Below are 26,030 nucleotides of genomic sequence, written 5' to 3'. Positions count from 1 at the left end.
TTCGCTCCCAGCTACAGACCTCAGACCCATGTGCGCTGTGGCTGATGGGGATCGGCTTGATCACCGTTACAGGATTTACCTGCCAGTGCCCCGGATGATGGGGAGGCGTATTGAAATCCGGCAGCGAATGACTAGTATTTCCAGTTCAACTTGCTGGAGGCTTTATGAAAAAACTCTTTGCATTGACGGCAGTGGTGGCAGCGCTTTCCTCAACACAGGCGCTGGCGCAAGCCAAGAACTTCGAAGGTTTCAGTCTGGGTGCCAACGCGGAGTTCGATCGCTCCACCGTGGATTCGGGTGGTCGGTCTGACAGCGGCAACAGCACCGGTCTGGCCGTGCAAGCCCAGTACAACTGGGCGCTAGGCAGCAATTTCCTGCTGGGGGTGGGAGCCACGGCCAACACCACCAACCGCAAGGCAGGGCTTTATGCCAACGGGAACGATGCGTACACCAAAGACCGTTATTCACTCGATATCATTCCGGCCGTTGCCGTCAACAACAAGGTTCTGATTTTTGCCAAGGTCTCGTCCATCTCCGCCAATGGCGCCTCCAACGATGGGACCAGCACGGCCTCGCTGCAAGGCTGGGGTTATGGCTTGGGCTTCCGGGCCATGATCGACCAGAACCTTTTCTGGCAGGCCGGCTATGACTCGATCAAGTTCACCGACAAGACGTTCAGCAATGGCACGGTTGCCGGTTTCAAGGGGGAGATCTTCTCCCTGGGCATTGGCTACAAGTTCTGAGCCGGCAAGACGCCCACAAAAAAGCCACCGCGAGCGGTGGCTTTTTTGCTGGGGCTCCTGGTCTGCTGTGCAGGGTTCAGGCGGCGGCCAGCATGATGGGGATGGCGCGGTAGCTGGGCAGCGGCAGGGCCGGTTGGGGATGCGCGTGGTGGGCTGCGGCTGTGCGGTGCCTCTCCACCACATCGCGCGCGCAATCTTCGCAGCGGCCGCACTGTGTGGCGATGCCCAGTTCAAACTGGATGTCATCGAAGTCCATGCCGGCCGATGCATGGCGGGCAATGTCCCGGTCACTGACGCGCTTGCAGACGCAAACAATCATGTTGACTCACCTGGCAATACTGTTGATGCGGCGAGTATAAATGCGAATTACTTCTATTTGCGTTTGACCATGATGCAGCAGGGGGAAATGCCGGCACGAAAAGGCATCCGGCCGGCAGTTTGCTGTCCGGATGCCTGGGTGTAAGCGTCAGCTCACTTCACCCATCTGGCTTTGCAGGTAGTTTGGCAGTCCGACCTTCTCGATCAGCTCGATCTGGGTTTCCAGGAAGTCGATGTGCTCCTCCGTGTCGTCCAGGATCTTCTGCAGCAGGTCGCGCGAGACGTAGTCGCGCACGCTTTCGCAGTAGGCCATGCCGTCCTTGACGGTGGCTTGTGCGCCTTGTTCCAGCGCCAGGTCGCAACGCAGGATCTCGGGCACGTCCTCGCCGATGCCGAGCTTTCCCAGATCCTGCAGATTGGGCAGGCCGTCAAGCATGAAGATGCGGTCCATCAGCAGGTCGGCATGCTTCATCTCGCCGATGGACTCTTCGTATTCCTTCTTCGCCAGCTTGTCCAGGCCCCAGTGCTTGAGCATGCGGTAGTGCACGAAGTACTGGTTGATGGCGGTCAGCTCGTTCTTGAGCTGGGCCTGCAGGAAAGCAATGGCTTTGGCGTCGCCTTTCATGGTGGGTCCTTTCGTGTTGACGGTATGAGGCTGATTGTCACTGCAGGACGGCACGCCAGCAAGTCGCGTGCTCAGGTCTCCTCGTTCTTGCGCAGTGCCATCTTCTCGGCCCGGCGCAGGGCTTTGCCCGATTTGCGGTGCGCGCCGGCCTGGCGCTGCATGACGGGCGCCACCAGCGGGTTGCGTGGCTTGTGCAGCTTGTTGCGGCGTTTGGTCTTGCGGCTGGAGTTCATGGGCGGAAGGTGATCTGTTCGAGTTGCAGCAGTGCCTGCTTGCGTGGCAATCCGGCGGCAAAGCCGGTGAGCGAACCGTCGGCACCCAGCACGCGGTGGCAGGGCACGACGATGATCAGCGGGTTGCGGCCCACCGCCGCGCCCACAGCACGCACGGCCTTGGGGTTGCCCAACTGGGCACTCAGCGCACCGTAGCTGGTGTGGCTGCCAAACGGCAGCGCCAGCAGGGCGCGCCAGACAGCCTGCTGGAAGGCCGTGCCGAAGCTCAGGTCCAGCGGCAGGTTGAAGCGGCGGCGCTGGCCGGCAAAGTAGGCCTGCAATTGCTGCTGTGCCTGCAGCAGCAGCGGGTGGGCGGGCGCGGCCGGCCAGACGGAGGTGTCGGGCCGGTGCAGGTCGCCCTCGAACCAGGCGCCGGCCAGGCCCTGCGCGCTGGCCGCCAGCGTGATCGGCCCCAGTGGGCTGTCGAACACGGTGGTTTGCAGGTGGGTGCTGAATTTCATGCCGATTCAATCCTCAACCCTCGTCCTTTTGGCGCCGGCAGCTATTGTTTTGATAGCGGCTGGGAGTGCGCGACGCGGCCGGACATGGTGCCCGCATGATACGCGCGCCACCCGCCGGGCGGGGCACTCGGCAGGCAGGGTTCGCAGTGGCCGCCGCCTACAATCGGCGCAGCACAAGAAACCCTGAGTGAACCCATTCCCATGCAAGTTGCTGCATCGATTTTCAAAGCCTATGACATCCGCGGCATCGTGCCCGCCACGCTGAACGAGGCCGTGGCCGAAGCCCTGGGCCGCGCTTTCGGCATGGCCGCGCGCCAGGCCGGCGAAACCACGGTGGCGGTAGGGCGCGATGGCCGCCTGAGCGGCCCGGCCCTGAGCGCGGCGCTGATCCGTGGCCTCACAGAAACTGGCATCAACGTGATCGACGTTGGCATGGTCACCACGCCCATGCTCTACTTTGCCGCCAGCACGGTGTGCAGCAGCGGCATCCAGGTCACCGGCAGCCACAACCCGGCTGACTACAACGGCTTCAAGATGGTGCTGGCCGGCCGTGCCATCTACGGCGAAGAGATCCAGGCGCTGCGCCGAACGATGGAGGCCGAGTCCTGGGACCTGAATACCGCAGGCACAGTGCAGCACCTGAATGTGTACGCCCCGTACCGCGACCGCATCGTCGGTGACATCAAGCTGGCGCGTCCGATGAAAATCGTGGTCGATTCCGGCAACGGCGTGGCCGGTGCCTCGGCCCCGGCCATCCTGCGTGCGCTCGGCTGCGAGGTGACCGAACTGCACAGCGAAGTGGATGGCACCTTCCCGAACCACCATCCCGACCCGAGCAAACCCGAGAACCTGCGCGACGTGATGGCGGCGCTCAAGAGCAGCGACGCCGAACTTGGCCTGGCCTTCGACGGTGATGGCGACCGCCTAGGCATCGTGACCAAGGACGGCCAGAACATCTTCCCCGACCGGCAGATGATGCTGTTCGCGCAGGACGTGCTCACGCGTGTGCCGGGTGGCACCATCGTGTTCGATGTGAAATGCTCGCAGCGTCTGGCGCCGGCCATTCAGGCGGCCGGTGGCCAGGCCCTGATGTTCAAGACCGGCCACTCGCTGATCAAGGCCAAGATGAAGGAGATCGACTCGCCGCTGGGCGGCGAGATGAGCGGCCACATCTTCTTCAAGGAACGCTGGTTCGGTTTCGACGACGGTACCTACGCCGCCTGCCGTCTGCTGGAGATCCTGAGCCGTGCCAAGGACGCCAGCGCCGTGCTCAATGCGCTGCCGACGAGTTTCTCCACCCCCGAACTGAATGTGAAATGCGCCGAGGGCGAACCGCACCGGCTGGTGGATGAATTGGTGAAGAAGGCGTCCTTCGCGGCGCCGGCCCAGGTCAATACGATTGACGGCGTGCGTGTCGACTGGCCCGATGGTTTTGGCCTGATCCGCGCCTCCAACACCACGCCGGTGCTGGTGCTGCGCTTCGAGGGTCACACGCCCGAGGCACTGCACCGCATCGAAGGTGAGATGCTGGCGCTGCTGAGGCAGGTCAAACCCGATGCTTCCTTTGCCGAGGCAGCGCACTGAAGACGGCGAATACGTCTTGAAAATCCTGATCGTCAAACTCTCGTCGCTGGGCGATGTGGTGCACGCCATGCCGGCGGTGCAGGACATCCGGCGTGCCTTGCCGCAAGCCCAGATCGACTGGGTGGTCGAGCGCAGCTTTGCGCCGCTGGCGCTGCGTTGCGCCGGCGTGCGGCGCGTCATTCCCTGCGAGCTGCGGCGTTGGCGCAAGGCGCCGTTCGCGGCCGCTACGCGTGCAGAGTGGCGTGCCTTCAAGGCCGAACTGCAGCGTGAGGCCTACGACGCGGTGATCGATCTGCAGGGCCTCACCAAGTCGGCCCTGGTGGCCTGGCTGGCGCGGCTGACGTCGACCGGCCGACGTTACGCACTGGCCAATCAGACCGACGGCTCGGGTTATGAAGCGCCGACGCGCTGGGTGGCCGATGTCGCGATAACCATCGAGCCGCACGTGCACGCCGTGCGGCGCGGGCGTGAGCTGTGTGCCCGTGCGCTGGGTTACGCCATGCCGGATGTAGAGTCTTTTGGGCTTGTAGCCCAGGTAAAGACTGCGCGAACCGCTCCTGAAAATAGAGCAATTTCGAGTGCGACAGGCCGCCCCTGCGTGGCGCTGGTGCACGGCACCTCGCGTGCCGACAAGGAGTGGCCGCTGGCGCACTGGCTCGACTTGGCGGCGCGTCTGGATGCTGCCGGTTTCGATGTCGCGTTGCTGCACGGCACCGATGCCGAGCAGCGGCGCAGCGAGGCCATGGCACGCGAGATGGCGCACGCCCGCGTCTGGCCGCGTCTGGCGCTCGATGCACTGACCGATGCCTTGGCCGGCTGTGCCGGCGTGATCGGTGTCGACAGCGGTTTGAGCCACATCGCGGTGGCACTCGACCTGCCGCATGTGCAGCTCTACAACTTCGACACCGCTTGGCGCACCGGGCCGATCAACCGGCCACGCCAGCGTTGTGTTTATGCCCAGCCGGCGCCATCGGTCGATGCCGTGTGGCAGGCCTGGCGGATCGTTTCCTCCAACGGTGGACAGGCATGATGCGTTGGCTCTACTCTGGCTTCACGTGGCTGGCCCAACCGCTGCTGCGGCGCAAGATCGCGCGCCGTGGCCTGAAGGAGCCGGGTTATCTGGATGCCGTGGACGAACGCTTTGGCCACTACGCGCTGCCGCCGCTGCCGGCCGACGGCCAGACGATCTGGGTGCATGCGGTCTCGCTCGGTGAAACCCGTGCCGCCGCCGTGCTGCTGGCACGTTTGCGCGAGGCCTTGCCGCAGATGCGCCTCTTGCTCACGCACGGTACGGCGACCGGCCGTGCCGAAGGCAAGCAGCTGCTGCGCGCGGGTGATGTGCAGGCTTGGTTGCCGTGGGACACGCCGGGTGCGGTGCAGCGCTTCCTGGCCCATTTCCGGCCGCGCATCGGCATCCTGATGGAGACCGAGGTCTGGCCCAATCTGGTGGCCGCCTGCGCACGCGCCGAGGTGCCGCTGGTGTTGGCCAATGCGCGCCTCTCCGAGAAGTCGATGCGGCAGGCGCAGCGGCTGGCGTGGCTGTCTCGGCCGGCCTATCGCCGCCTGACGGCGGTGTGGGCGCAGACGCAGGATGACGCGGCGCGGTTTGCCACTCTCGGTGCACCGGTGCAAGGTGTGTTCGGCAACCTCAAGTTCGATGCGATGCCGAACGCCGGACAACTGGCGCAGGGGCATGCCTGGCGTGCCCAGTTGGGCCGGCCGGTGGTCATGTTCGCCAGTTCGCGCGAGGGCGAGGAAGCGGAGTTCCTGCAGGTCTTGAAGTCTTTTCAGCCCTCCGGGCCTGTCGAATCTGCGCCAGTTGCTCCTGATTTGATAGCAAATCAGGTTCGCGCCGTGCAATGGCTGATCGTGCCGCGTCACCCGCAGCGCTTCAACGAGGTGGCGGCGCTGATCGAGTCGCAAGGGTTCGCCGTGTCGCGCCGCAGCGCGTGGGGCGCGCAAGCGGCCGCAGCCCAGCCGTCGACGGTCTGGCTCGGTGACTCCCTGGGCGAGATGGCGCTGTACTACGGCTTGAGCGATGCCGCCTTGCTGGGTGGCAGCTTTGCGCCCTTGGGCGGGCAGAACCTGATCGAGGCGGCGGCGTGTGCCTGCCCGGTGCTGATGGGGCCGCACACCTTCAATTTCAGCGAAGCGGCCGAACTGGCGCAAGCGGCCGGTGCTGCCTCGCGTCACGCCAGTTTGCGCGAGGCCGTGGTGGCCGCTTGCGGCCTGGTGACGGATGGTGCGCGTCGGACCGACATGGCGGTGGCGGCCCGCCGATTTGCGCAGGCTCACCGCGGCGCGACCGAGCAAACGGTCGCCGCGATACTGGGTTTACTTGGCTAGCAGGTTGTTGACGCTCTGCAGGTCGTCGGCCTTGAGCGAGCCGCTGGCCTGACGCAGCTTGAGGCCGCCGACCAGCACGTCGTAACGGGCCTTGGCCAGGTCACGCTTGGTCTGGTAGAGCTGGCTTTGCGAGTTCAGCACGTCGATGTTGATGCGCACACCCACCTGGTAACCCAGCTTGTTGGCATCCAGCGCGCTCTGGCTGGAGGCCTCGGCGGCCTGCAGCGCCTTGACCTGGCCCAGGCCGGAGACCACGCCGAAGTAGGCGGCGCGTGTCCCCTGTGCCACCGTGCGCTGGGAGTTCTCCAGATCGGCCCGGGCTTTCTCTTCGAGCGAGAGGGTTTCGCGTACGCGGTTCTGCGTGGCAAAACCGGCGAACAGCGGCAGGTTGAAGCTCACGCCGACTGACGAGCTGTTGGTCCGGCTGGACGTGGTGGCCAGCGAGGTGCCGCCCACGTTGCTGTTGAGGTTGTAGCTGGCGGTCAGGTCCAGGGTGGGCTTGTGGCCCGCCACGGCTTTTTCGCTTTCCAGCTTGGCCACGTCGAGCGCAATCCTGGCCTGCTTGATGCTGGGGTGGATGTCTTGCGACTGCTCGACCCAGACGCCGACATCGGCGGGCAGCAGGGCCGGCAGTTCGGCTGCAGCCAGCGGTTTCGGTGCGGTGCCGGTCTTGCCGACCAGCTGGTCGAGGGCGAGTTTCTTGACGCGCAGATCGTTGTCGGCGGCGATTTCCTGCGCAATCACCAGGTCGTAGCGGGCCTGTGCCTCGCGCGTGTCGGTGATGGTGGCGGTGCCGACCTCGAAGTTGCGCTTGGCCGAAGCCAGTTGCTCCGCCACGGCGGTTTTCTGCGCCCCGACGAAGGCCAGCGTGTCCTGGGCATTGAGCACGTCAAAGTAGGCCTGGCTGATGCGCACGATCAGGTCCTGCTCGGCGGCGCGCAATTGGGCTTCGGCCAAGTCGGCCTGGCGCTTGCCCTGCTCGTAGCTGGCCAGGTTGGCCGGGCGGTACAGGGGCTGGCTCAGGCTGACGGAGGTGCTCTGGTTGTCGAAGCTGCGGTTGGCAGGAATCGGACCCGGGTTGACGGTCTCGTAATTCAGGCTGGTGTTGGAGGCCGAGGCCGACAGGCCGATGGTGGGCAGCAGGTTGGCCTTGGCCTGATCGGCCTTGTGCAGGTTGGCGTCGTACTGGGCCTTGGCCGACTGGTAGGCTGCATCGTAGCCGCGTGCCGACTCGTAGAGGTCGAGCAGGCTCTGGGCCTGTGCGGGCAAGGCCAGGGCAGCGCCAACAGCAAGTGTCAGAGGCAGTAGGCGGAAGGTTTTCATGATCGTCCTTTGGGCTCGCAGAGATAGGTGTCGTTCGGCTCAGTAGCGCGGTACGCTGGGGTCGACCTGCATCGACCAGGCGTTGATGCCGCCGCTGATGTTGGCCACATGCTTGAAGCCGCGGTTTTCCAGAAAGGCCGCCACCTGCATGCTGCGCCCGCCGTGGTGGCACATGCAGGCCACCGGCCGGCTCGGGTCGAGCTCACCCAGGCGCGGCGGAATCACCCCCATGGGGATGTGCACCAGCTCAAAGCCGTCGGCCTTGATGCTGGCCTGCTGCAGCTCGAAGGGCTCGCGCACGTCCAGCACCAGGGGCTGGCCGTGGACTTTCATCTTCTCGAGCCAGTCCGAGAGATCACCAGGGTGGATGTGTTCAATCATGGTCGTACGGTTGCGATGGCCGCCTCAGAAGTTGAAACGCGAGTGTTCCGGGAAATTCAGCAGGCGCGGTGCCACCGTGTCCCAGGCTTGGGTGGTACGGTATTCGGCGTCACCGGTGCGCGTGATCAGGGTGGCGCGCATCACCGGCTGATCACCCACGATGGCCATCAGGCGGCCGCCGCGCTTGAGGTGCTCCAGCAGCTTGTGCGGCACTTCGGCCACCGAACCGCTCAGCACGATGACATCGAACGGGCCTTCCACCGGCACGCCCTTGGCGCCGTCGCCCTGGCGCACTTCGGCGTTGAGGATGCCGGCCTTCTGCAGGTTGGCGCGTGCCAGCGTCACGAGTTCAGGCTCGATCTCCAGCGAAATGACGCGCTGGGCGCGCTGGGCCAGCAGGGCGGCCATGTAGCCGGAGCCGGCGCCGATTTCCAGCACCTTCTCGGTGGGCGCAATCGCCAGGTCCTGCAGCATGCGTGCTTCGACCTTGGGCGCCAGCATGCACTGGCCCAGTTGCAAGGCGGCCTCGCTGGTGCCGCGCAGCGGAATTTCCATGTCGGCAAAAGCCAGCGCCTTGTGCGCCGGCGGCACGAAGTCTTCGCGCTTGACCACTGACAGCAGTTCCAGGACTTCGGCATCGAGCACATTCCAGGGGCGGATCTGCTGCTCGATCATGTTGAAGCGGGCTTGTTCGACGTTCATTTCATATACTCCATGGGGTATTTTAAATCATCCTGGAAAATTTTACCGGGCGCTCAGTGTTTCGGGCCCCAGCGTCGGCGCAACCATTGACTGAAATCATCCATGTAGCAGTAGACCACAGGCACCACCACCAGCGTCAGCAGCGAGGAGGTGATGACGCCGCCGATCACCGCCTGGCCCATGGGGGCACGCTGCTCGGAGCCCTCGGTCAGGGCAAAGGCCAGCGGCACCATGCCGAAGATCATGGCCAGGGTGGTCATCAGGATCGGGCGCAGCCGCACGCGCGCGGCCATCAGCAGGGCGTCGGCGCGTTCCATGCCCTCTTCGCGGGCGCGGATGGCGAAGTCCACCAGCAGAATCGCGTTCTTGGTCACCAGACCCATCAGCATGACGACGCCGATGATGGAGAACATCGACAGCGTGGAGCCGAACATCAGCAGCGCCAGAACCACGCCGATGAGGGTGAGCGGCAGCGAAGTCATCAGCGCCAGCGGCTGGAAGAAGCTCTTGAACTGGCTGGCCAGGATCATGTAGATGAAGATGATGGCCATGGCCAGCGCCGAGACAGCGTAGCCGAACGATTCGGCCATGTTCTTGGTTGAACCGCTGAACGAGTAGCGGTAACCCGGCGGGAAGCTGATGCCGTCCAGTGCTTTGCGGATGTCGTTGGACACCTCGCCACCGGAGCGGTTGTAGACATTGCCGTTGATCGCCACCTCGCGCGTCAGGTCGCGCCGGTTGATCTGGTTGGAGCCGGTGCTCTCGTGCAGCGCGGCAACCTGGTTCAGGCGCACCACGCGCGAGCTGCCGTCGGTGTTGCTGCCCAGCGTGAAGGGCAGGCGCTCCAGGTCGGCCAGCGTGTTGCGAGCATCGGGCGCCAGGCGCACGTTGACGTCGTAGGTCTGGTCGTCGCTGGCGCGCCAGTTGCCCACGGTCTGGCCGGCCACCAGGATGCGCAGTGCGCTGGCGATCTGGTTAACGTTGAGGCCGAGGTCGGAGGCGGCGTCGCGCTGGATGTCGACCTCGATGGTCGGCTTGTTGGGTTTGGCGCTGGAGTCCAGGTCCACCAGGCCCGGGATGTCGCGGATCTTCTCCATCACCAGCGCGGTCAGGCGCTCCAGCTCCTTGAGGTCAGGGCCCTGCAGCGAGAACTCGATCTGCTTCTGCCCGCCGACCGCGTCCAGCAGGCCGGCATGCGTGACGGTGATACCGGGCACCTGCTTCAGGCGCTCGCGCAGTACGGCCGACATCAGGTCCACATTACGTGAGCGCTCCTTGCGGTCCACCAGCCGCACGTAGATGCTGGCGTAGTTCTTGCCGAGCGCATTGCCGGTGTTGAGCGTGGCCAGGGTGTAGCGCACCTCGGGAAACTCACGGATGATGTCCTGCACCTGGCGGGCCTTGGCCTCGGTCACCTCCAGCGAGGAGCCGACCGGTGTGTAGAAGTTGACCGTGGTTTCCGAGAAGTCGGCTTTTGGCACGAACTCGGTGCCCAGCAGCGGCACCATGAAGATGCTGGTGATGAACACGGCGAGCGCCAACCCCAGCGTGGCCAGCTTGTGCGCCAGCGACCAGCGCAGGATGCCCTGGTAGGCCTCGGCCAGGCTTTCGGTGGTGCGGTCAAACCAGCCGGTGACGCGGCCGATGGTCTTGTCGTACAACGTGACCGCTTCGTGCGGCTGGCCGTGGGTGTCGATGCTGGGGTCATGCCAGACCGAAGACAGCATGGGGTCGAGCGTGAAGCTGACGAACATCGAGATCAGCACCGCGGCCACGATGGTGATGCCGAACTCGTGGAAGAACTTGCCGATGATGCCGCCCATGAAGCCGATCGGCAGGAACACCGCGACGATGGAGAAGGTGGTGGCCAGCACCGCCAGCCCGATTTCCTGCGTGCCGTCGAGCGAGGCCTGGTAGGGTGTCTTGCCCATCTGCACGTGGCGCACGATGTTCTCGCGCACCACGATGGCGTCGTCGATCAGCAGGCCCACGCACAGCGAGAGCGCCATCAGCGTGATCATGTTGATGGTGAAGCCGAACAGGTGCATGAACAGGAAGGTGCCGATCAGCGCGATCGGCAGCGTCAGACCGGTGATGACGGTCGAGCGCCATGAGTTCAGGAACAGGAAGACGATCAGCACGGTGAGGATGGCGCCTTCGATCAGGGTGCGGCGCACGTTGTCCACTGCCACACGGATCGGGCGCGAGCCGTCGGCAATGGGCTCCAGCCGCACGCCGGGCGGCAACTGGCTCTGCAGTTCGGCCACGGCGCGCGTCAGGCCGTCGATCACGGCGATGGTGTTTTCATCCTGCGATTTCTGCACCGAGGCCAGCAGCGTGCGCTGGCCGTTGTAGAGCGCCAGGGTGTCGATTTCCTGCGCGCCGTCCTGTACCGTGGCCACCTGGCCCAGGCGGATCGGTGTCGTGCCCTTGCGCGTCACGATGATGCGGTTGAAGTCTTCCGGCCGCTGCATGCGCGCATCAACCTGCACCATCAGCTCCTGCGTCAGCGAGCGCACGGCGCCCAGCGGCAGGTCCTGGTTTTCGCTCTTCACCGCGGCCACCACCTGGTCGGGTGTGATGCCGAAGGCCTCCAGCGCCTGGGGCTTGAGATAGATGTTGATCTCGCGTTTGGTGGCGCCCACCAGCGTGACCGAGCCGACGCCGCGCACGTTCTCCAGCCGCTTTTTCAGCACCTGGTCGGCCCAGTTGGTCAGTTCGACCGCGCTCAGCTGCTTGCCCTGGCTGGTCTCCGGCAGCACCGCCAGCGACCAGATGGCGCGGTTGGCCGGGTCGAAACGCAGCACGCGCGGCTCCTTGACCTCCGTGCGCAGGTTGGGCCGGATCGAGGCCACCTTTTCGCGCACATCCTCGGCCGCCTTGCGGCCGTCAATGTGCAGCTGGAATTCGATGATCACCACCGACTGGCCTTCGTAGCTGCGCGAAGTCAGGGCATTGATGCCGGCGATCGAGTTGACACCTTCCTCGATCTTCTTGCTGACCTCGCTCTCCACGATCTCGGGCGAGGCACCCGGGTATTCGGTGGTGACCACCACCACGGGGAAGTCGACGTTGGGGAACTGGTCCACCTGCAGGCGCTGGTAAGAGAACAGGCCCAGCACGACAAAGGCCAGCATCACCATGGTGGCGAAGACCGGGTTCTTCAGGCTGACGCGGGTGAACCACATGGCTTAGCGTGCCTGCGAAGCGGGTGCTGCAGGCGTGGCGGCCGCGGGCGGGGCAGCTGGTGCCGTGAACTTCACCCGCGTGCCTTCGCGCAGTGTGCCAATGGTGCCGGCCAGCACCACGCTGTTCTCGGCCACGCCTGTCACGGCCACCATGGGCTGGCCGCCGCCGGCCTCGCCGCGTTCGCCCAGGGTGACGGTCTGGTGTTTCACCTGCTGCTGGTCCACCAGCTGCACATAGGGCGCTGGCTTGTCGGTGCGCACGGCGCTCACCGGCACGGCCAACGCGGTCAGCTTGGCGGTGCCGAGCGTGCCTTGGGCAAACAGGCCCTGGCGCAGGCCGTCGGTCGAGGCCAGGCCGAGGTAGACCAGCACGCTGCGGCTGCCGGCCTGGGTGCTGGGGTTGATGCGCACCACGCGCGCGGTCACCGGCTGGGGGCTGCCTTCAATCTGCAGCTGGGCTTCCTGGCCGATCCGCACGTCCAGCGAATCGGCTGCGCTCAAGGTGGCCTCGATTTCCAGCCGCGAGACGTCCACGATCTCCACGATGCGTGCATCCACGGCCACACGCTCGCCCGGTTGCGCCAGGCGCTGCGAAATCTGGCCGCTGATCGGGGCCTGCAACCGGGTGTCGCTTGCGCTCTTGCGCGCCACATCGGCGGCGGCCACTGCCGCCAGGTGGCTGGCGCGCGCGCCGTTGAGGTTGGCCAGCGAGGTGTCGAGCGCGGTCTTGGAGATGAAACCCTGGTCCACCAGGGCCTTGTTGTTGTCGTACTGGCGCTGCGAGATGTCGATCTGTGCTTGCGCGGCGTCGGCCTGCTGCTGCGCCTGGCGCAGCCGGGCATCGTATTCGGCCGGGTCGATTCGGCCAATCAGCTGGCCGGCCCGCACACTGTCACCTTCGCGTACCTTGAGTTCCTGCAGCTCGCCCGCCACGCGTGCCTTGACGAAGGCCGCGTTCACGGCCTTGAGCGTGCCGGACACCGGCAGGCCGCGCATCAGCTCCTGCGACTTGACCGGCAGCACATCGCTGGCGGCCAGCTCCACCACGGTTTGCGCACCCTGCGCCGTGGCGAGTGCGGCTTGCTGGGTCTTGCGCGCCGACAGCGCACGCAGGATGCCGATGGCCAGCAAGGCAAGTACCAGCGCCATCAGGCCCCATTTGATCCAGCGTTTCATGCTCAGCGGTCTTTCTTGTGTTCAGGCGGGGGAGGTGTGTCGGATTTGCACAGGCCATGCAGGATGGTTTCCACCTGGGCCGCCAGGTATTTCTCGGGGTCCAGGGTCTCGTCGCAGCCGGCGCAGGCGCCGAGCGAGTGCTCCCAGGTCAGCAGAAAAATCATCGGCGCCAGCACGCTGTAGACGCCGTATTTCAGGTCGATCGACCGGAACTCACCGCGGTCGATGCCGCGCTGCAGGATGCGCCGGACCAGTGCATGGCCGGGTTCGATCACTTCCTTCTGGTAGTAGGCGGCCACCTCGGGAAAATTGCTGGCCTCGCTCATCATCAGTTTGGTGATGCCGCCGGCCTTGGTGGCGCCCAGGCGTTGCCACCAGATGGTCATGGTGTAGCGCAGCAGATCGGCCGTGCTGCCGGTGTAGGCATCGAACTCGGCATTCCACTCCGGGAAGCGGCCGGCAATGTTCTCGCGGATGACGGCCTTGAACAGCTCTTCCTTGCTGGCGAAGTAGAGGAACAGCGTGCCCTTGGAGACGCCGGCACGGCGTGCCACCTCTTCCGACTTGGTGGCGGCAAAGCCTTTTTCCACGAACAGCTCCAAGGCGGCCGCCAGCAGTTCGCCCGGACGGGCTTCCTTGCGGCGTTCGCGCTTGGCGTGCACCTTGGCATGCGTCTCGCAGATGAACTTGGAAATCGGTGACATCGGTTTAATGACTCGCGGGTTATTAATGTAGCGACTCCACCCCCACGCGTCAAGCTGCAAGCCTAACCAGCGCAAACCAGCGGCTGGCAAGCCGCAGGTAAATCTTGGGTAAAGCCGGCAGGGGCGCAAGGCATCTAAGATGCAACACCTGTCGATTCAACGGAGCGCTTGCCATGACCGATTCCCTGCCCATGATCACCCTCGGCGGTGGCTGCTTCTGGTGCACCGAGGCCGTGTTCGTGCGCGTGCGCGGCGTGGTCGATGTGCAGAGCGGCTACAGCAACGGCCAGGTGCAGCGGCCGAGCTACGAGCAGGTCTGCACGGGCACGACAGGGCACAACGAGGTGGTGCGCCTGACCTACGACCCGGCGCAGGTCAGCCTGCGCCAGCTGCTGGAGATCTTCTTCACCATCCACGACCCGACCACGCTGAACCGCCAGGGCAACGATGTCGGCACCCAGTACCGCAGCGCCATCTACTTCAGCACCCCGGAGCAGAAGCTGGAGGCGGAGCTGCTCATTGCCGAGCTGGAGCAGGCGGCGGTTTTCCACGGGCCCATCGTGACCGAGGTGCTGCCACTGGCCAACTACTGGCCGGCCGAGGACTACCACCAGGACTATTACGAGCAGCACCCCAACCAGGGTTACTGCGCTTTCGTGGTGGGCCCCAAGGTGGCCAAGCTGCGGCAGACCTTTGCCGCCTTGCTCAAGTAAGGTAAGGCGCCACGCATGATCACCACGCACGGCTTGCGCTACCGCTACCCCGGCGGGGCGGAGCTGCTCTTTCCCGATGTCGAGGTACCGCAGGGCGGCGTGCTGTTGTTGCGCGGGCGCTCCGGCGTGGGCAAATCCACCTGGCTGGCGCTGGCCGCCGGCTTGCGCGCCCCCAGCGCCGGTGAGCTGCTGGTGGCCGGCCAGACGCTGGCCGCGCTCACGGCCGTGCAGCGCGATGCCTGGCGTGCACGCCACATCGGTTTTCTGCCGCAACAACTGCACTTGAGCGAGGCGCTCACCGTGGCCGGCAACCTGGGACTGGCCTACTTTGCCGCTGGTTTGCCGGAGGACCGGGCCGCGATCCAGGCGGCGCTCGCCGCCCTGGGCGTGGCTGAGTTGGCCGGGCGCAAACCGGCACAGCTCTCAGGCGGCCAGGCGCAGCGCGTGGCGTTGGCGCGTGCCGTGCTCTTGCAACCGAAAGTGATCCTGGCCGACGAACCCACCGCCAGCCTAGACGACGAGGCGGCGCAGGACGCGCTGGCCCTGTTGCAGGCCACGGCCCAGCGCTGCGGCGCCACGCTGGTGATCGCCACCCACGATGCGCGGGTGCGGCAGGCCCTGCCGCAGGCGGCGGTGCTCGGCCTTGATGGTCAAAACGAGGCTTTGGCCTCGTCGGATATGCGCCAATAGCTATGAAAACAATAGCATTGTCCTGGCGTTACCTGGTCTCGCGGCCGCTGGCAGCTGGCCTCAACCTGCTGCTGCTTTCGCTCGGCCTGGCCGCCATCACCTTCGTGCTGCTGACGCGCGCGCAGATCGACCGTGCTTTCGAGCGCGACCTGGCCGGCATCGACGCCGTGGTGGGCGCCAAGGGCAGCCCGATGCAGCTGATCCTGGCCGGTGTCTTCCACCTCGACGTGCCGCCCGGCAATATTCCACTGACGGCGGTGCAGGCGCTGGCGCGTGACCCGCGCGTGGCCCAGCTGATTCCGCTCAGCCTGGGCGACAGCGTCCAGGGTTTTCGCATCGTCGGTACCACGCCGGATTACCTGCGCCACTACGGCGTGCAACTGGCGCAAGGGCAGGTCTGGCAGGCGCCGATGGAAGTGGTGCTGGGCGCGCAGGCGGCGCAGGCCACCGGGCTGCAGGCCGGGCAGGTCTTTGCCGGTGCGCATGGTCTTGGCGGTGGCGGCGCGGCCCATGCGGCACACCCCTACCGGGTGAGCGGTGTGCTGGCGCCCTGCAGCTGCGTGCTGGACCGCCTGGTGCTGACGGGCACCGAGTCGGTGTGGCAGGTGCATGAGGTCGGCCACGGCCAGGCGGGCGAGCACGATGACGACCATGACGAGGCCCATGGGGACGGTCATGAAAACGAGCAGCGCGAGATCACGCTGGCGCTGATCCGGTACCGCAGTCCGCTGGCGGCGGTTTCGTTTCCACGCTTTGTGAACAGCACGACCAACCTGCAGGCGGCGGCGCCGGCGCTGGAGATCACGCGCCTGCTGCGCATGGTCGGCGTCGGGGCCGATGTGCTGCGCGGTTTCGGTGCCGTGCTGCTGCTCACCGCCGCCCTGAGTGTGTTCATTGCGTTGTGGAATGCGGTGCGCGAGCGGCGTGCTGATCTGGCGCTGCTGCGCATGCTGGGCGCCAGCCCGGCCCGGCTCGCCGGGCTGCTGCTGTGCGAGGCACTGTGGCTGGCCGTGCTGGCCAGCGTGCTGGGGCTGGCGGGTGGTCACCTCTTGACAGCTCTGTTAGGCTTTTTATTGCAGGCCGAACAATCGCTGCCCCTGACCGGCTGGCTCTGGCTGGGCGTGGAGGCCTGGGTGCCGGCGATCGCGCTGGGCGTGGCGGCGTTGGCCGCCCTGTTGCCGGCGTTCAGCGCCTACCGGGTGGAAGCCGGACAATTACTGAATTCGAAATGAAGATGCTGTTGAACAGACCCTGCTTACCCTTGTTGGCCATGCTGCTGGGTGCTGCCCTGGGCGCGCAGGCGCAGCTGAGCTCGCCCGTCCCGTCCGGCCCCTACGGCAGTGGCGCCGGCGTGCACAGCCCGAACAGCCCGTTTCCGCAGTTGAAGGAGCGTACCGACGTGCTGGCCTGGTCGCTGCTGACCACGGTCAAGACCAAAGTGGAAAAGAACCGCGTGCGGCCGGTGTTCCCGCCGGCCATCCAGGCGCTGGACCAGAAGACCCAGCGCGTGCAGGGGTTCATGATGCCGCTCGACCCGGGCGAGAAGCAGACGCATTTCCTGCTCAGCTCGGTGCCGCTGACCTGCTCCTTCTGCGTGCCCGGCGGGCCGGAGAGCATGATCGAGGTGAAGAGCAAGACGCCGGTGAAGTACGGCATGGAGCCGGTGGTGGTGGAAGGGCACTTTTCCGTGCTGCATGACGATTCCTACGGCATGTACTACCGCATGACCGATGCGGTGCCGGTGAAATGACGCTGAAGTAAACTCGACCGCCTTTCCACTATGCAGCCACCTCGTTCCCATCCGCACATGACGCGCCAGCGCCCGGCCTTCGGCCCGGTGCTGCTGCTCGTCGTGGCGCTGCTGTGGGCGCAGATGCTGGGCCTGGCGCACCGTGCGCTGCACAGTCCGCATGTGGGCAGCGTACCGGTCGCCCACATGGCACAGGGCGCGACGGCGGCCCATGCCCCGGGCCTGCTGGCGCACCTGCTGGCCCCCGATGGCGGCGAGTCCGATTGCCGGCTGTACGACCAGTTGGGCCACGCCGACGTGCTGCCGGCCTTGGCGTTGCCGGCCCTGGCGCTGCCGCTGCCTTTGTATGTCTCGCAGGCGGTTCTACCCCGCCTGTTCCTGCCTGCTCCCGCGCCCTTCGAGGCGCGGGCACCTCCCCTGGTTCGCTGAATTCCGTCTCGTCCTTGTCTCAGGCGCCGCCCCCGGCCGACCTGAGGCAGGCCATTTCGATTCAACGAACCTGCCATGAAAAACCTTCATTCCCTGCACAGTGCCCCGGGCACTGCCTTCGCTTCACTGTCTTTGTTGCCGCCGCTGGCCCTGAGCCTGACGGCCCTGACCGGCGCTTCGGCGCTGGCGCAATCCGGCGAGGCGCCCAGCCTGGCCCCCGTCGTGGTCACCGGCAATCCGCTGGGCGCGACGGAGCTGATCGCCCCCGCCGAGCAATATTCGGGCGAGGCCTTGCTGCTGCGCTCCAAATCCACCCTGGGCGAAACCGTTGACGGCACGCCCGGTGTCAGCAGCACCTACTTCGGACCGAATGCCAGCCGTCCGGTGATCCGCGGCCTGGATGGCGACCGCATCCGCATCCTGAACAACGGCGGTGCCAGCAGCGATGTCTCCAGCCTGAGCTACGACCACGCCGTGACCCAGGACCCGCTGACCATCGAGCGGATCGAGGTGCTGCGCGGCCCCGGCGCCCTGCAGTACGGCGGCAGCGCCGTGGGCGGTGTCGTCAACGTGATCGACAACCGCATCCCGCGCGAGCGGCTGTTCGACGCCCAGGGGGGGGTGGCAGGCAAGGCCGATGTCGGCCTGGCCAGCGGCAACCGCGAGCAAAGCGGTGCCGTGCTGCTGGAAACCGGTACCGACCGTTATGCGCTGCATGCCGACGTGATGTCGCGCAACACGCAGGATGTGGCCATGCCGGTCGATCTGGCCTGCACGCGCGGCGGCATCACCACCACGGCCCGCCGCATCTGCAACTCGGCCAGCCAGAGCTGGGGCGGTGCGCTCGGTGGCTCGCTGTTCTTCGACCGCGGCTACCTGGGTGCTTCGCTTTCCACCTACGACAGCAACTACGGCACGGTGGCGGAAGACGAGGTCAACATCGCCATGCGTTCCAGCCGGCTGGCACTGGAGGGCGAGGTGCGCGACCTGGGCGGTGTGCTGCAAAGCGTGAAGGCCCAGTTCAGCCGCAACGACTACCGCCACACCGAGTTCAACGCCGGCGTGGCCGGCACCCTGTTCAAGAGCACCGGCAACGACCTGCGGCTGCAGGCGCGCCATGCCAGGTGGGGCGCGCTGGATGGCGTGATCGGCCTGCAGTTCGAGGACAGCGAGTTCTCGGCCGACGGCGACGAGGCGTTCGCGCCCTACAGCCGTACGCGCCAGGGCGCCGCGTTCGCGCATGAGGAGCTGGCCACCCGCTGGGGGCGCCTCAGTGCCGGTGCCCGGCTGGAGTCGGTGCAGGTTGATTCGAACGGCCACCCGACCATCGCACGGTTCACGCCCGCCAGCCGCAGTTTCAACCCGGGCAGTTACGCGCTGGGGGCGCTGTGGAATGTGGCCCCCGAGTGGCAACTCACTTCCAACCTGTCGTGGAACGAACGGGCGCCGAAAGACTACGAGCTGTTCGCCAACGGTCAGCACGTGGCCACCAATGCCTACGAGATCGGCAACGCCAACCTGCAGAAGGAGCGCTCGACCAACCTGGACATCGGTGCAGCCTGGAAACGGGGTGCCCACAGCGCGCGGGTGCAGGTGTTCCAGCACCAGTTCAGCAACTACATCTCGCTCGAAGGCACCGATCTGACGGCCTCGCCGCCGCAGTACAGCTACACCCAGGTGCAGGCGCGCTTCACCGGGATGGAGCTGAACGGCAACATCCGCCTGCTGGAGGTGGGCAACACGCTCGACCTGGCACTGCGGGCCGACACCGTGCGCGCCGACAACACCAGCACCGGTCAGCCGCTGCCACGCATTGCGCCGATGCGACTGGGTGCCACGCTGCTGTGGTCCAGCGGGCCCTGGGGCGCACGTCTGGGTGTCGACCAGATCGCGGCGCAGGACCGCGTGCCCGACGGCCAGCGGGCCACCAGCGGCTACACGCTGTGGAACGCGGCGCTGACCTACCGCGCCAAGGCCGGCAGGTCGCGCCTGCTCTGGTATGCACGCCTGGACAACATCGGCGACACCCTGGCCTATTCGGCCAGTTCCATCCTGACGCAGACCGCGGCGGGCAAGGCGCCCTTGCCGGGGCGCAACCTGAAGGTCGGGCTGCAGATCAGCTTCTGATTGGGTGGCCGAGGTATCGGCCTGAACAGGGACGGGTACCTGCCTCAGGCGGGCGCCAACCACGAGGCTGCCGGTTGTGCCGGCAGCCTTTTTTCTTTCGCTTCATGGGTGCAGGCCATGATGCGGTGCGCGTCATGTGCATCGGTGGGGAGGCCCATGCCAAGACCACGGGCAATACCAGTCGGTTTGTGGGTGTAGTCCAGGCGCTGTGCCGCTTTGCCGGGGCCTTCTGTCAAAATAATTCGCATGACCGCACGCCCACGCCTGACCTCTTCGCTGCCGCAGAGCCCCTGAATGGAACACAACATCTCACTGATCACCACGTTGGCGGCCGGTTTCGGCATGGCGATGATTCTGGGGTTCATCGCCGAACGCCTCAAGGTGCCGGCCTTGGTCGGTTACCTGGTCGCCGGCATCCTCATCGGCCCGGCCACGCCTGGCTTTGTGGCCGATGTGGGGATTGCCTCCCAACTGTCCGAGATCGGCGTCATGCTGCTGATGTTCGGTGTCGGCCTGCATTTCTCGCTCAAGGACCTGCTGTCGGTCAAGCGCATCGCCGTGCCCGGCGCGGTGGTGCAGATGGGGCTGGCGACCGTGCTGGGCATGGCGCTGGCCTGGTGGTGGGGCTGGAGCTGGGGCGCCGGTCTGATCTTCGGCCTGTCCCTGTCGTGCGCCAGTACCGTGGTGCTGCTCAAGGGCCTGGAGGCCCGGGGCGTGCTGGAGACAATGAACGGGCGCATTGCCGTGGGCTGGCTGGTGGTGGAGGATCTGGCCACGGTGCTGGTGCTGGTGCTGCTGCCGCCCCTGGCGGGGGTGCTGGGTGGCACGGGTGTGCCGACGGCGGAGGCCAGCCCGCTGTGGATGACCATCGGGCAGACCCTGCTGCAGGTCTGCGCTTTCATCGCCCTGATGCTGGTGGTGGGGCGCCGCCTGCTGCCCTGGGTCCTGTGGCAGGTGACGCGCACTGGCTCGCGTGAGCTGTTCACCCTGACCGTGATCGCCGTGGCCATCGGTATCGCCTACGGCGCGGCCGCGTTGTTCAGCGTGTCGTTTGCGCTGGGCGCCTTCTTTGCCGGCATGGTGATGCGCGAGTCCGAATTCAGCCACCGTGCGGCGGAAGAGTCCTTGCCCTTGCGCGATGCCTTTTCCGTGCTGTTCTTCGTGTCGGTCGGCATGCTGTTCGATCCGGCCATCCTGGTTGAGCAGCCCTGGCGCGTGCTGGGCGTGGTGGCCATCATCGTGCTGGGCAAGTCGCTCGCCGCGCTGGCGCTGGTGATCGCGTTCCGCTACCCGCTCAACACCGCCCTCACGGTGGCGGTCAGCCTGGCGCAGATCGGCGAGTTCTCGTTCATCCTGGCGGGGCTGGGCCTGTCGCTCGGCCTGTTGCCTGCCCAGGGCATGAGCCTGGTGCTGGCCGGGGCGTTGATCTCGATTGCCTTGAACCCCTTCCTGTTCGCTGCCGTGGCGCCGTTCCAGCGCTGTATACTCAAGCGTTCCGCCCTGGCGCGCCAACTGGAACAGCGTGAAGACCCGTACGCCGAACTGCCGATGAGTACCGAGCGCAAGTACCTGGAAAAGCAGGTGGTGCTGGTCGGTTATGGCCGTGTCGGGCGTCGTATTGCCCAGGCGCTGGAGGCGCGCGGCATTCCGTACGTGGTGGCGGAGCAGAACCGCGAGCTGGTGGAGGACTTGCGCAAGAACGGCAAGGTCGCCGTGTCGGGCAATGCGGCCGAGCCGGCGGTGCTGATCCAGGCGCACATCGCCGATGCGGCCATGCTGGTGGTGGCCACGCCTGACCTGCTCAATGTCCGGCAGATGGCGGACACCGCCCGCAAACTCAACCCGGGTATCGAGGTCGTGCTGCGCAGCCACAGCGAGGCCGAGTCGGCCCTGTTGCGCGAGGAAGGCGTAGGTACCGTGTTCTTTGCCGAGGATGAACTGGCCAAAGGCATGGCAGGCCATATCCTCCAGCGTTTCGACGCCCGGCCGGCGACCGGCCATGGCTGAACGCCATGGCTTCGTGTTGCCCGTGCTGATCCCCGTCTCCTGAACTGCGCGCTCTCTCCTGTGAACCCTGCTTCCGTCCTGTCCACCCTGATGCCTGTCGCGCTGTTGGTTGCTATCGGTTTTGTAGCTGGTCGTGCAAGATGGATAAGGGCTGAGGCCACCAAAGACCTTTCAAACCTGGTGTTCGTGGTGCTCACGCCGGCGCTGATGTTCCGCACCATGGGCACGGTGCATGTGGAGCAGCTCGACTTCCGGCCGCTGGCGGCCTATTTCGTCGCGGTGGCCATCCTGTTTGCCGCCACGCTGCTGCTGCAAGGCTTCAACCGGCGCGCCGCCGTGCTGGCCTTGGCTGCCACCTTCAGCAACACGGTGATGATCGGCATCTCGCTCATCGGCCTGGCCTACGGTGCGGACGGCCTGGTGATCCTGCTCACGCTGGTGTCGCTGCACGCGCTGGTGTTGCTGACGGCCAGTACGGTGCTGCTGGAGCTGGCGGTGGCGCGTGAGGCGGCCGGCCAGGCCGGCCAACGGCATCTGCTGCGCACGGTGCTGGGGGCGGTGCGCAATGCCGTCATCCACCCGGTGCCGCTGCCCATCATTGCCGGCCTGCTGTTTGCCCAGACCGGCTGGGTGATTCCCGAGGCCATCGACAAGCCCCTGCAATGGCTGGGCAATGCCTTCGGCCCGCTGGCACTGTTGCTGGTGGGCGTGACGCTGGCCGGCTCGGGTGTGGGCGCGCAGCTGCGCGGCGCTTTTGGTGTGTCGCTGGTGAAGAACCTGCTGATGCCGGCGCTGGTGGCGCTGCTCGGCACACTCTTCGGCCTGAGCGGCCTGCCGCTGCTCGTGATGGTGGTCACCGCGGCGCTACCGATCGGCGCCAACGTTTTCCTGTTCTCGCAGCGTTATGCCGTGGCCGAGGAACTGGTGACGGCCAGCGTCATGGTGTCCAACGCGTTGGCCTTGCTCACGCTGCCGCTGGTGATGTTGTTGGCAGGCCGGCTGTAAAGGTCGTTATGGCGCGAGGCGTTCGCGCAGCCAGCCGCCTTGGGTGTCGGGCGTGTAGCGCAGCCGGTCGTGCAGCCGGCTCGGGCGGCCCTGCCAGAACTCCCAGCGCTCCGGAATCAGACGGAAACCGCCCCAGTGCGGCGGGCGCGGCGGCTGCAGCATGAACTGGGCGGCGTAACGCGCCGCGTTAGTCACCAGCACACCGCGGCCGGTGATCACCTGGCTTTGCGGGCTGGCCCAGGCGCCGATGCGCGAATCGAGCGGGCGGCTGTGGAAGTACGCGTCGCTTTCCGCCTCGCTGACGCGCTCCACCCGGCCTTCGATGCGCACCACGCGCTCCAGCTCGACCCAGTGGAATTGCAGCGCGGCAAACGGATTGCCGGCCAGTTCGCGGCCCTTGCGGCTCTCGTAATTTGTGTACCAGACGATGCCGCGTTCGTCGTAACCCTTGATCAGCACCACCCGGGTGGAAGGCCGCAGGTCGCTGCCGACGGTCGCCACCGTCATGGCGTTCGGCTCCGGCACTTCCGAGTTGATGGCTTCGTGCAGCCACTGGTCGAACTGCTTCAACGGGTTGGCGTGCGAGGCGTCTTCACTGAGTTCGTGGCGCTCGTAACTTTTGCGGAGGTCGGCAATCGAGGTCATGGCCAAGTGTAAATCCTGGGCCCAGGTGCAGCGCTGTATTTCACGCCGGCGAGGCGGTGTCTCAATTTGCAAAAACCAGGCCGGGACCTAGGGCATACCCCTATGACTTGACCCAGGTCATGACCTACGCTTGCGCAGTCTCAATCCAACAATGTCGGCTCCATGAGGGGCGACTTATATAGAGAGGAGCCTTCGCGATGAGCATCAAGCTGAACGTCAACGGCAAGGCGGTGACCGCCAAGTCCGAACCCGATACCCCCTTGCTGTGGGTGATCCGCGATGAACTGGGCCTGACCGGCACCAAGTTCGGCTGCGGTGCCGCCCACTGCGGTGCCTGCACCGTGCACCTGAACGGCGAGGCGGTGCGCTCCTGCCAGACTCCGCTGGACCGGGTCGGCAACAAGAAGATCGCCACCATCGAGAGCCTGTCCAAGGACAACAGCCATCCGCTGCAGAAGGCGTGGATCAAGCACGACGTGCCGCAGTGCGGTTACTGCCAGTCGGGCCAGCTCATGAGCGCAGCCGCTCTGCTGGCCAAGAACAAGAACCCGAGCGATGCAGACATTGACCAGGCCATGAGCGGCAACCTGTGCCGCTGCGGCACCTATGGCCGCATCAAGGCGGCCATCAAGGATGCGGCTGCCACCCTGCGCCAGGCTGCCTGAGGAGGAGACACATCATGATGACCACTGAAACTTCCCGCCGCAATTTCCTCAAGACCACCTCGCTGGCCACCGGGGGCCTGCTCATGGGCGTGGCCCTGCCCGGCGCCAAGCTCGAGGCCATGGCCGCCGGCATGGTGCACACGCCCAACGCCTGGGTGCACATTGCCGACAACAACACCATCACGCTGATCTCGGCGCGCTCCGAAATGGGACAGGGGGTCTACACCTCCATGCCGATGCTGATCGCCGAAGAGCTCAACGTCGACATCCGCAAGATCAAGGTCAGCATTGCACCACCCAACGCCAAGCTCTACGGCAACCCGTTGCTGGGCGGGCCGCAGCTCACCGGCGGCTCGACCTCGGTGCGCGACGGCTGGGAGAAGCTGCGTGTGGCCGGTGCCCAGGTGCGCGAGATGCTGATCAGTGCCGCGGCCGCCAAGTGGAAGGTGGACCCCAGCGAGCTCAAGGCCGAGAACGGCATGGTGTTCGGCCCCAAGGGCAAAAAAGCCACTTACGGCCAGCTGGCCGAAGCGGCCTCCAAGCTGCCGGTGCCGGAGAAGGTGACCATCAAGGACCCGAAGGACTTCCGCATCGTCGGCAAGCGCACCCTGCGCCTGGACTCGCCGGCCAAGGTCAACGGCACGGCGCGTTTCGGCATCGACGTCAAGCTGCCCGGCATGGTCTATGCCGCGCTGGAGCAGTGCCCGGTGATCGGCGGTACGGTCAAGTCGTATGACGCGAGCAAGGCCAAGTCCATGCCGGGCGTGATCGACGTGGTCGAGATTCCAGACGGCGTGGCCGTGGTGGCCAATAGCTGGTGGCGTGCCAACCAGGCGCGCAAGGCGCTGGTCATCACCTGGGACGAGGGCAAGGGTGCCCAGCTCAACGACCAGGCCATGCTCGAAGGCATCCGCGCCGCGGCCAAGACCGGCAAAGCGCTGGAGCTGAAGAAAGTGGGGGATGCCGAAGGCGTGATTTCCGCGTCGCAGAAAGTAGTGCGCCGCGAGTACGTCAGCCAGCTGCTGTCGCACTCGCCGCTGGAGCCGATGAACTTCACCGCGCACTACGACAACGGCAAGGTCAAGCTGATCGGCCCGACCCAGTGGCAGGACGCGGCGCAGAACAACATTGCCGCGGCTGTGGGCGTCAAGCCTGCTGACGTGACGCTGGAGACAACCTTCCTGGGCGGCGGTTTCGGCCGCCGCATCGACCAGGACTTCATCATCCAGGCGGCGCAGATTTCCAAGGCGGTGGGCAAGCCGGTCAAGCTGGTGTGGTCGCGTGAGGACGACATGACGCACGACTTCTACCGGCCGCAGGCGGTCAACACCTTGGCCGCCTCGCTCGGTGCCGACGGCAAGCCGACCGCCATGACCTTCCGCCTGACCTCGCAGTCCATCACCGGACGCGTCTTCGGCCTGCCGCCCGAGGTACAGGACCCGCTGATGATCGAGGCGGCCGTGGCCGGCTACGAGATCCCGGCCACCAAGCACGACATCGTCAAGCACGATGCCGGCCTGCGTGTGGGCTACTGGCGCTCGGTCAGCCATGCGCTCAACGCCTTTGCCAACGAGAGTTTCATGGACGAACTGGCAAAAGAGGCCGGGCAGGACCCCTACCAGTACCGCATGGCGCTGCTGAAGAACCAGCCGCGTTTTGCCAACGTGCTGAAGCTGGCGGCCGAGAAGGCCGGCTGGGGCACGCCGCTGGCGGCCGGCCGCGCGCGCGGCATCGCGTTGATGGAGGGTTACGACAGCTACCTGGCCGAGGTGGCCGAGATCAGCATGGAAGGCGGCGCCGTCAAGGTGCACCGCGTCACGGTGGCGGCCGATCTGGGCCGCATGGTCAACCCCGACACGGTGGAGGCGCAGATCCAGTCGGGTGTGGTGTTCGGCACGGGCGCGGCCCTGATGCAGGAGATCACGCTCCAGAACGGCCGTGTGCAGCAGACCAACTTCAATACCTTCCCGATCGTGCGCATGAACGAGGCGCCGGTGATCGATGTTGTGCTGGTCGAAAGCACCGAAAAGCCGGGCGGCATCGGCGAGCCTTCCACCTCCCTGATTGCGCCGGCGATTGCCAACGCAGTGGCTACACTCACCGGCAAGCGGGTGCGCAAGCTGCCGCTGACGCCGGAGGCCATCCGCCAGGCCTGAGCGGCATCAGAAAGAAAGAG

26 protein-coding genes are annotated in these 26,030 nt (G+C 65.9%); 14 read left to right on the top strand and 12 right to left on the bottom strand.

Annotated features, from left to right (window positions below):
• The first annotated feature begins 164 nt into the window (after positions 1 to 164).
• Positions 165 to 743 carry an outer membrane protein gene (locus CDE01S_RS03610; RefSeq protein WP_066703832.1) on the top strand — a complete coding sequence of 193 codons (579 nt, stop codon included), beginning with the start codon at positions 165 to 167 and terminating at the stop codon, positions 741 to 743.
• Between the two features lie 76 nt (positions 744 to 819).
• Here CDE01S_RS03610 and CDE01S_RS03605 read toward each other — a convergent pair whose 3' ends face one another.
• The 4 genes from CDE01S_RS03605 to CDE01S_RS03595 form a co-directional block, all read right to left on the bottom strand.
• On the bottom strand, positions 820 to 1,062 hold the full coding sequence (locus tag CDE01S_RS03605) for a (2Fe-2S)-binding protein (protein ID WP_066703829.1): 243 nt from the start codon (positions 1,060 to 1,062) through the stop codon (positions 820 to 822).
• Positions 1,063 to 1,209: 147 nt separating this feature from the next.
• A complete protein-coding gene (gene bfr, locus CDE01S_RS03600; protein ID WP_066703826.1) occupies positions 1,210 to 1,686 on the bottom strand; it encodes a bacterioferritin in 477 nt (158 codons plus the stop codon).
• A gap of 71 nt (positions 1,687 to 1,757) precedes the next feature.
• Entirely contained in the window at positions 1,758 to 1,919 is a 162-nt protein-coding gene (locus CDE01S_RS18655) for a hypothetical protein (RefSeq protein WP_169802235.1), read from the bottom strand.
• Positions 1,916 to 2,419: a methylated-DNA--[protein]-cysteine S-methyltransferase gene (locus CDE01S_RS03595; protein ID WP_066703823.1), complete on the bottom strand. Its 504-nt coding sequence runs from the start codon at positions 2,417 to 2,419 to the stop codon at positions 1,916 to 1,918. Before CDE01S_RS03595 ends, CDE01S_RS18655 begins: the two co-directional genes overlap by 4 nt.
• Positions 2,420 to 2,620: 201 nt before the next feature.
• On the opposite strand from CDE01S_RS03595, the gene CDE01S_RS03590 reads away from it, so the two are divergent.
• Genes CDE01S_RS03590 through CDE01S_RS03580 form a run of 3 tightly spaced genes read left to right on the top strand, consistent with a single transcriptional unit; the run spans position 2,621 to position 6,349 of the window.
• Positions 2,621 to 4,003 carry a phosphomannomutase/phosphoglucomutase gene (locus tag CDE01S_RS03590; RefSeq protein ID WP_066703820.1) on the top strand — a complete coding sequence of 461 codons (1,383 nt, stop codon included), beginning with the start codon at positions 2,621 to 2,623 and terminating at the stop codon, positions 4,001 to 4,003.
• 16 nt (positions 4,004 to 4,019) lie between these two features.
• A complete protein-coding gene (gene waaC / locus CDE01S_RS03585) occupies positions 4,020 to 5,033 on the top strand; it encodes a lipopolysaccharide heptosyltransferase I (RefSeq protein ID WP_066703924.1) in 1,014 nt (337 codons plus the stop codon).
• On the top strand, positions 5,030 to 6,349 hold the full coding sequence (locus CDE01S_RS03580; protein ID WP_066703816.1) for a 3-deoxy-D-manno-octulosonic acid transferase: 1,320 nt from the start codon (positions 5,030 to 5,032) through the stop codon (positions 6,347 to 6,349). Before waaC ends, CDE01S_RS03580 begins: the two co-directional genes overlap by 4 nt.
• Here CDE01S_RS03580 and CDE01S_RS03575 read toward each other — a convergent pair.
• The 6 genes from CDE01S_RS03575 to CDE01S_RS03550 are packed head-to-tail and all read right to left on the bottom strand — an operon-like array spanning position 6,338 to position 13,823.
• Entirely contained in the window at positions 6,338 to 7,672 is a 1,335-nt protein-coding gene (locus CDE01S_RS03575) for a TolC family outer membrane protein (RefSeq protein WP_066703813.1), read from the bottom strand. The genes CDE01S_RS03580 and CDE01S_RS03575 overlap by 12 nt on opposite strands.
• Before the next feature lie 39 nt (positions 7,673 to 7,711).
• A complete protein-coding gene (locus CDE01S_RS03570) occupies positions 7,712 to 8,053 on the bottom strand; it encodes a rhodanese-like domain-containing protein (RefSeq protein ID WP_066703810.1) in 342 nt (113 codons plus the stop codon).
• Between the two features lie 24 nt (positions 8,054 to 8,077).
• Positions 8,078 to 8,755 (bottom strand): protein-L-isoaspartate O-methyltransferase family protein, encoded by a 678-nt coding sequence (locus CDE01S_RS03565; RefSeq protein ID WP_066703807.1) that lies wholly within the window; start codon positions 8,753 to 8,755, stop codon positions 8,078 to 8,080.
• 53 nt (positions 8,756 to 8,808) lie between these two features.
• Positions 8,809 to 11,943 carry an efflux RND transporter permease subunit gene (locus tag CDE01S_RS03560; RefSeq protein WP_066703804.1) on the bottom strand — a complete coding sequence of 1,045 codons (3,135 nt, stop codon included), beginning with the start codon at positions 11,941 to 11,943 and terminating at the stop codon, positions 8,809 to 8,811.
• 3 nt (positions 11,944 to 11,946) lie between these two features.
• The gene (locus tag CDE01S_RS03555; protein ID WP_066703801.1) at positions 11,947 to 13,119 is read right to left on the bottom strand and encodes an efflux RND transporter periplasmic adaptor subunit; all 1,173 of its coding nucleotides are present in this window, start codon (positions 13,117 to 13,119) and stop codon (positions 11,947 to 11,949) included.
• 2 nt (positions 13,120 to 13,121) lie between these two features.
• Positions 13,122 to 13,823, bottom strand: coding sequence for a TetR/AcrR family transcriptional regulator (locus CDE01S_RS03550; protein WP_066703798.1), 702 nt, complete (start codon positions 13,821 to 13,823; stop codon positions 13,122 to 13,124).
• Between the two features lie 173 nt (positions 13,824 to 13,996).
• Here CDE01S_RS03550 and msrA point away from each other — a divergent pair, with 173 nt between their 5' ends.
• The 6 genes from msrA to CDE01S_RS03520 all read left to right on the top strand — a co-directional run bounded on the left by msrA (position 13,997) and on the right by CDE01S_RS03520 (position 19,532).
• Complete coding sequence (gene msrA, locus CDE01S_RS03545) at positions 13,997 to 14,536, top strand: peptide-methionine (S)-S-oxide reductase MsrA (RefSeq protein ID WP_066703795.1); 540 nt, start codon at positions 13,997 to 13,999, stop codon at positions 14,534 to 14,536.
• Positions 14,537 to 14,551: 15 nt separating this feature from the next.
• Complete coding sequence (locus tag CDE01S_RS03540) at positions 14,552 to 15,226, top strand: ABC transporter ATP-binding protein (RefSeq protein WP_066703792.1); 675 nt, start codon at positions 14,552 to 14,554, stop codon at positions 15,224 to 15,226.
• A gap of 2 nt (positions 15,227 to 15,228) precedes the next feature.
• Positions 15,229 to 16,458: an ABC transporter permease gene (locus CDE01S_RS03535; RefSeq protein WP_066703789.1), complete on the top strand. Its 1,230-nt coding sequence runs from the start codon at positions 15,229 to 15,231 to the stop codon at positions 16,456 to 16,458.
• 2 nt (positions 16,459 to 16,460) lie between these two features.
• Positions 16,461 to 16,976, top strand: coding sequence for a DUF3299 domain-containing protein (locus tag CDE01S_RS03530; RefSeq protein ID WP_066703921.1), 516 nt, complete (start codon positions 16,461 to 16,463; stop codon positions 16,974 to 16,976).
• Between the two features lie 57 nt (positions 16,977 to 17,033).
• The gene (locus CDE01S_RS03525) at positions 17,034 to 17,405 is read left to right on the top strand and encodes a hypothetical protein (RefSeq protein WP_066703786.1); all 372 of its coding nucleotides are present in this window, start codon (positions 17,034 to 17,036) and stop codon (positions 17,403 to 17,405) included.
• 75 nt (positions 17,406 to 17,480) lie between these two features.
• The gene (locus CDE01S_RS03520; RefSeq protein ID WP_066703783.1) at positions 17,481 to 19,532 is read left to right on the top strand and encodes a TonB-dependent receptor; all 2,052 of its coding nucleotides are present in this window, start codon (positions 17,481 to 17,483) and stop codon (positions 19,530 to 19,532) included.
• A 44-nt stretch (positions 19,533 to 19,576) separates the two neighbouring features.
• On the opposite strand, the gene CDE01S_RS18415 is transcribed toward CDE01S_RS03520, so the two are convergent.
• Entirely contained in the window at positions 19,577 to 19,876 is a 300-nt protein-coding gene (locus CDE01S_RS18415; protein ID WP_157077027.1) for a hypothetical protein, read from the bottom strand.
• Here CDE01S_RS18415 and CDE01S_RS03510 point away from each other — a divergent pair.
• Both CDE01S_RS03510 and CDE01S_RS03505 read left to right on the top strand, forming a co-directional pair.
• The gene (locus CDE01S_RS03510) at positions 19,827 to 21,539 is read left to right on the top strand and encodes a cation:proton antiporter domain-containing protein (RefSeq protein ID WP_066703776.1); all 1,713 of its coding nucleotides are present in this window, start codon (positions 19,827 to 19,829) and stop codon (positions 21,537 to 21,539) included. The two genes, CDE01S_RS18415 and CDE01S_RS03510, sit on opposite strands and share 50 nt — an antisense overlap.
• 60 nt (positions 21,540 to 21,599) lie before the next feature.
• The gene (locus CDE01S_RS03505; RefSeq protein WP_281179341.1) at positions 21,600 to 22,544 is read left to right on the top strand and encodes an AEC family transporter; all 945 of its coding nucleotides are present in this window, start codon (positions 21,600 to 21,602) and stop codon (positions 22,542 to 22,544) included.
• Positions 22,545 to 22,550: 6 nt separating this feature from the next.
• On the opposite strand, the gene pdxH is transcribed toward CDE01S_RS03505, so the two are convergent.
• Positions 22,551 to 23,189, bottom strand: a complete 639-nt coding sequence (gene pdxH, locus CDE01S_RS03500) for a pyridoxamine 5'-phosphate oxidase (protein WP_066703915.1) — start codon at positions 23,187 to 23,189, stop codon at positions 22,551 to 22,553.
• Between the two features lie 197 nt (positions 23,190 to 23,386).
• On the opposite strand from pdxH, the gene CDE01S_RS03495 reads away from it, so the two are divergent.
• Both CDE01S_RS03495 and CDE01S_RS03490 read left to right on the top strand, forming a co-directional pair.
• Positions 23,387 to 23,854 carry a (2Fe-2S)-binding protein gene (locus CDE01S_RS03495; protein ID WP_066703773.1) on the top strand — a complete coding sequence of 156 codons (468 nt, stop codon included), beginning with the start codon at positions 23,387 to 23,389 and terminating at the stop codon, positions 23,852 to 23,854.
• Between the two features lie 14 nt (positions 23,855 to 23,868).
• Entirely contained in the window at positions 23,869 to 26,010 is a 2,142-nt protein-coding gene (locus CDE01S_RS03490; RefSeq protein WP_066703770.1) for a xanthine dehydrogenase family protein molybdopterin-binding subunit, read from the top strand.
• Positions 26,011 to 26,030: the final 20 nt, after the last annotated feature.

Origin of the sequence: Curvibacter delicatus NBRC 14919 (assembly GCF_001592265.1) — a bacterium.
In the GTDB taxonomy this organism is placed as follows: Bacteria; Pseudomonadota; Gammaproteobacteria; order Burkholderiales; family Burkholderiaceae_C; genus Hylemonella; species Hylemonella delicata.
The sequence above is the reverse complement of the archived record's forward strand: the minus strand, read 5'-3'. Positions and strand labels throughout refer to the sequence as shown.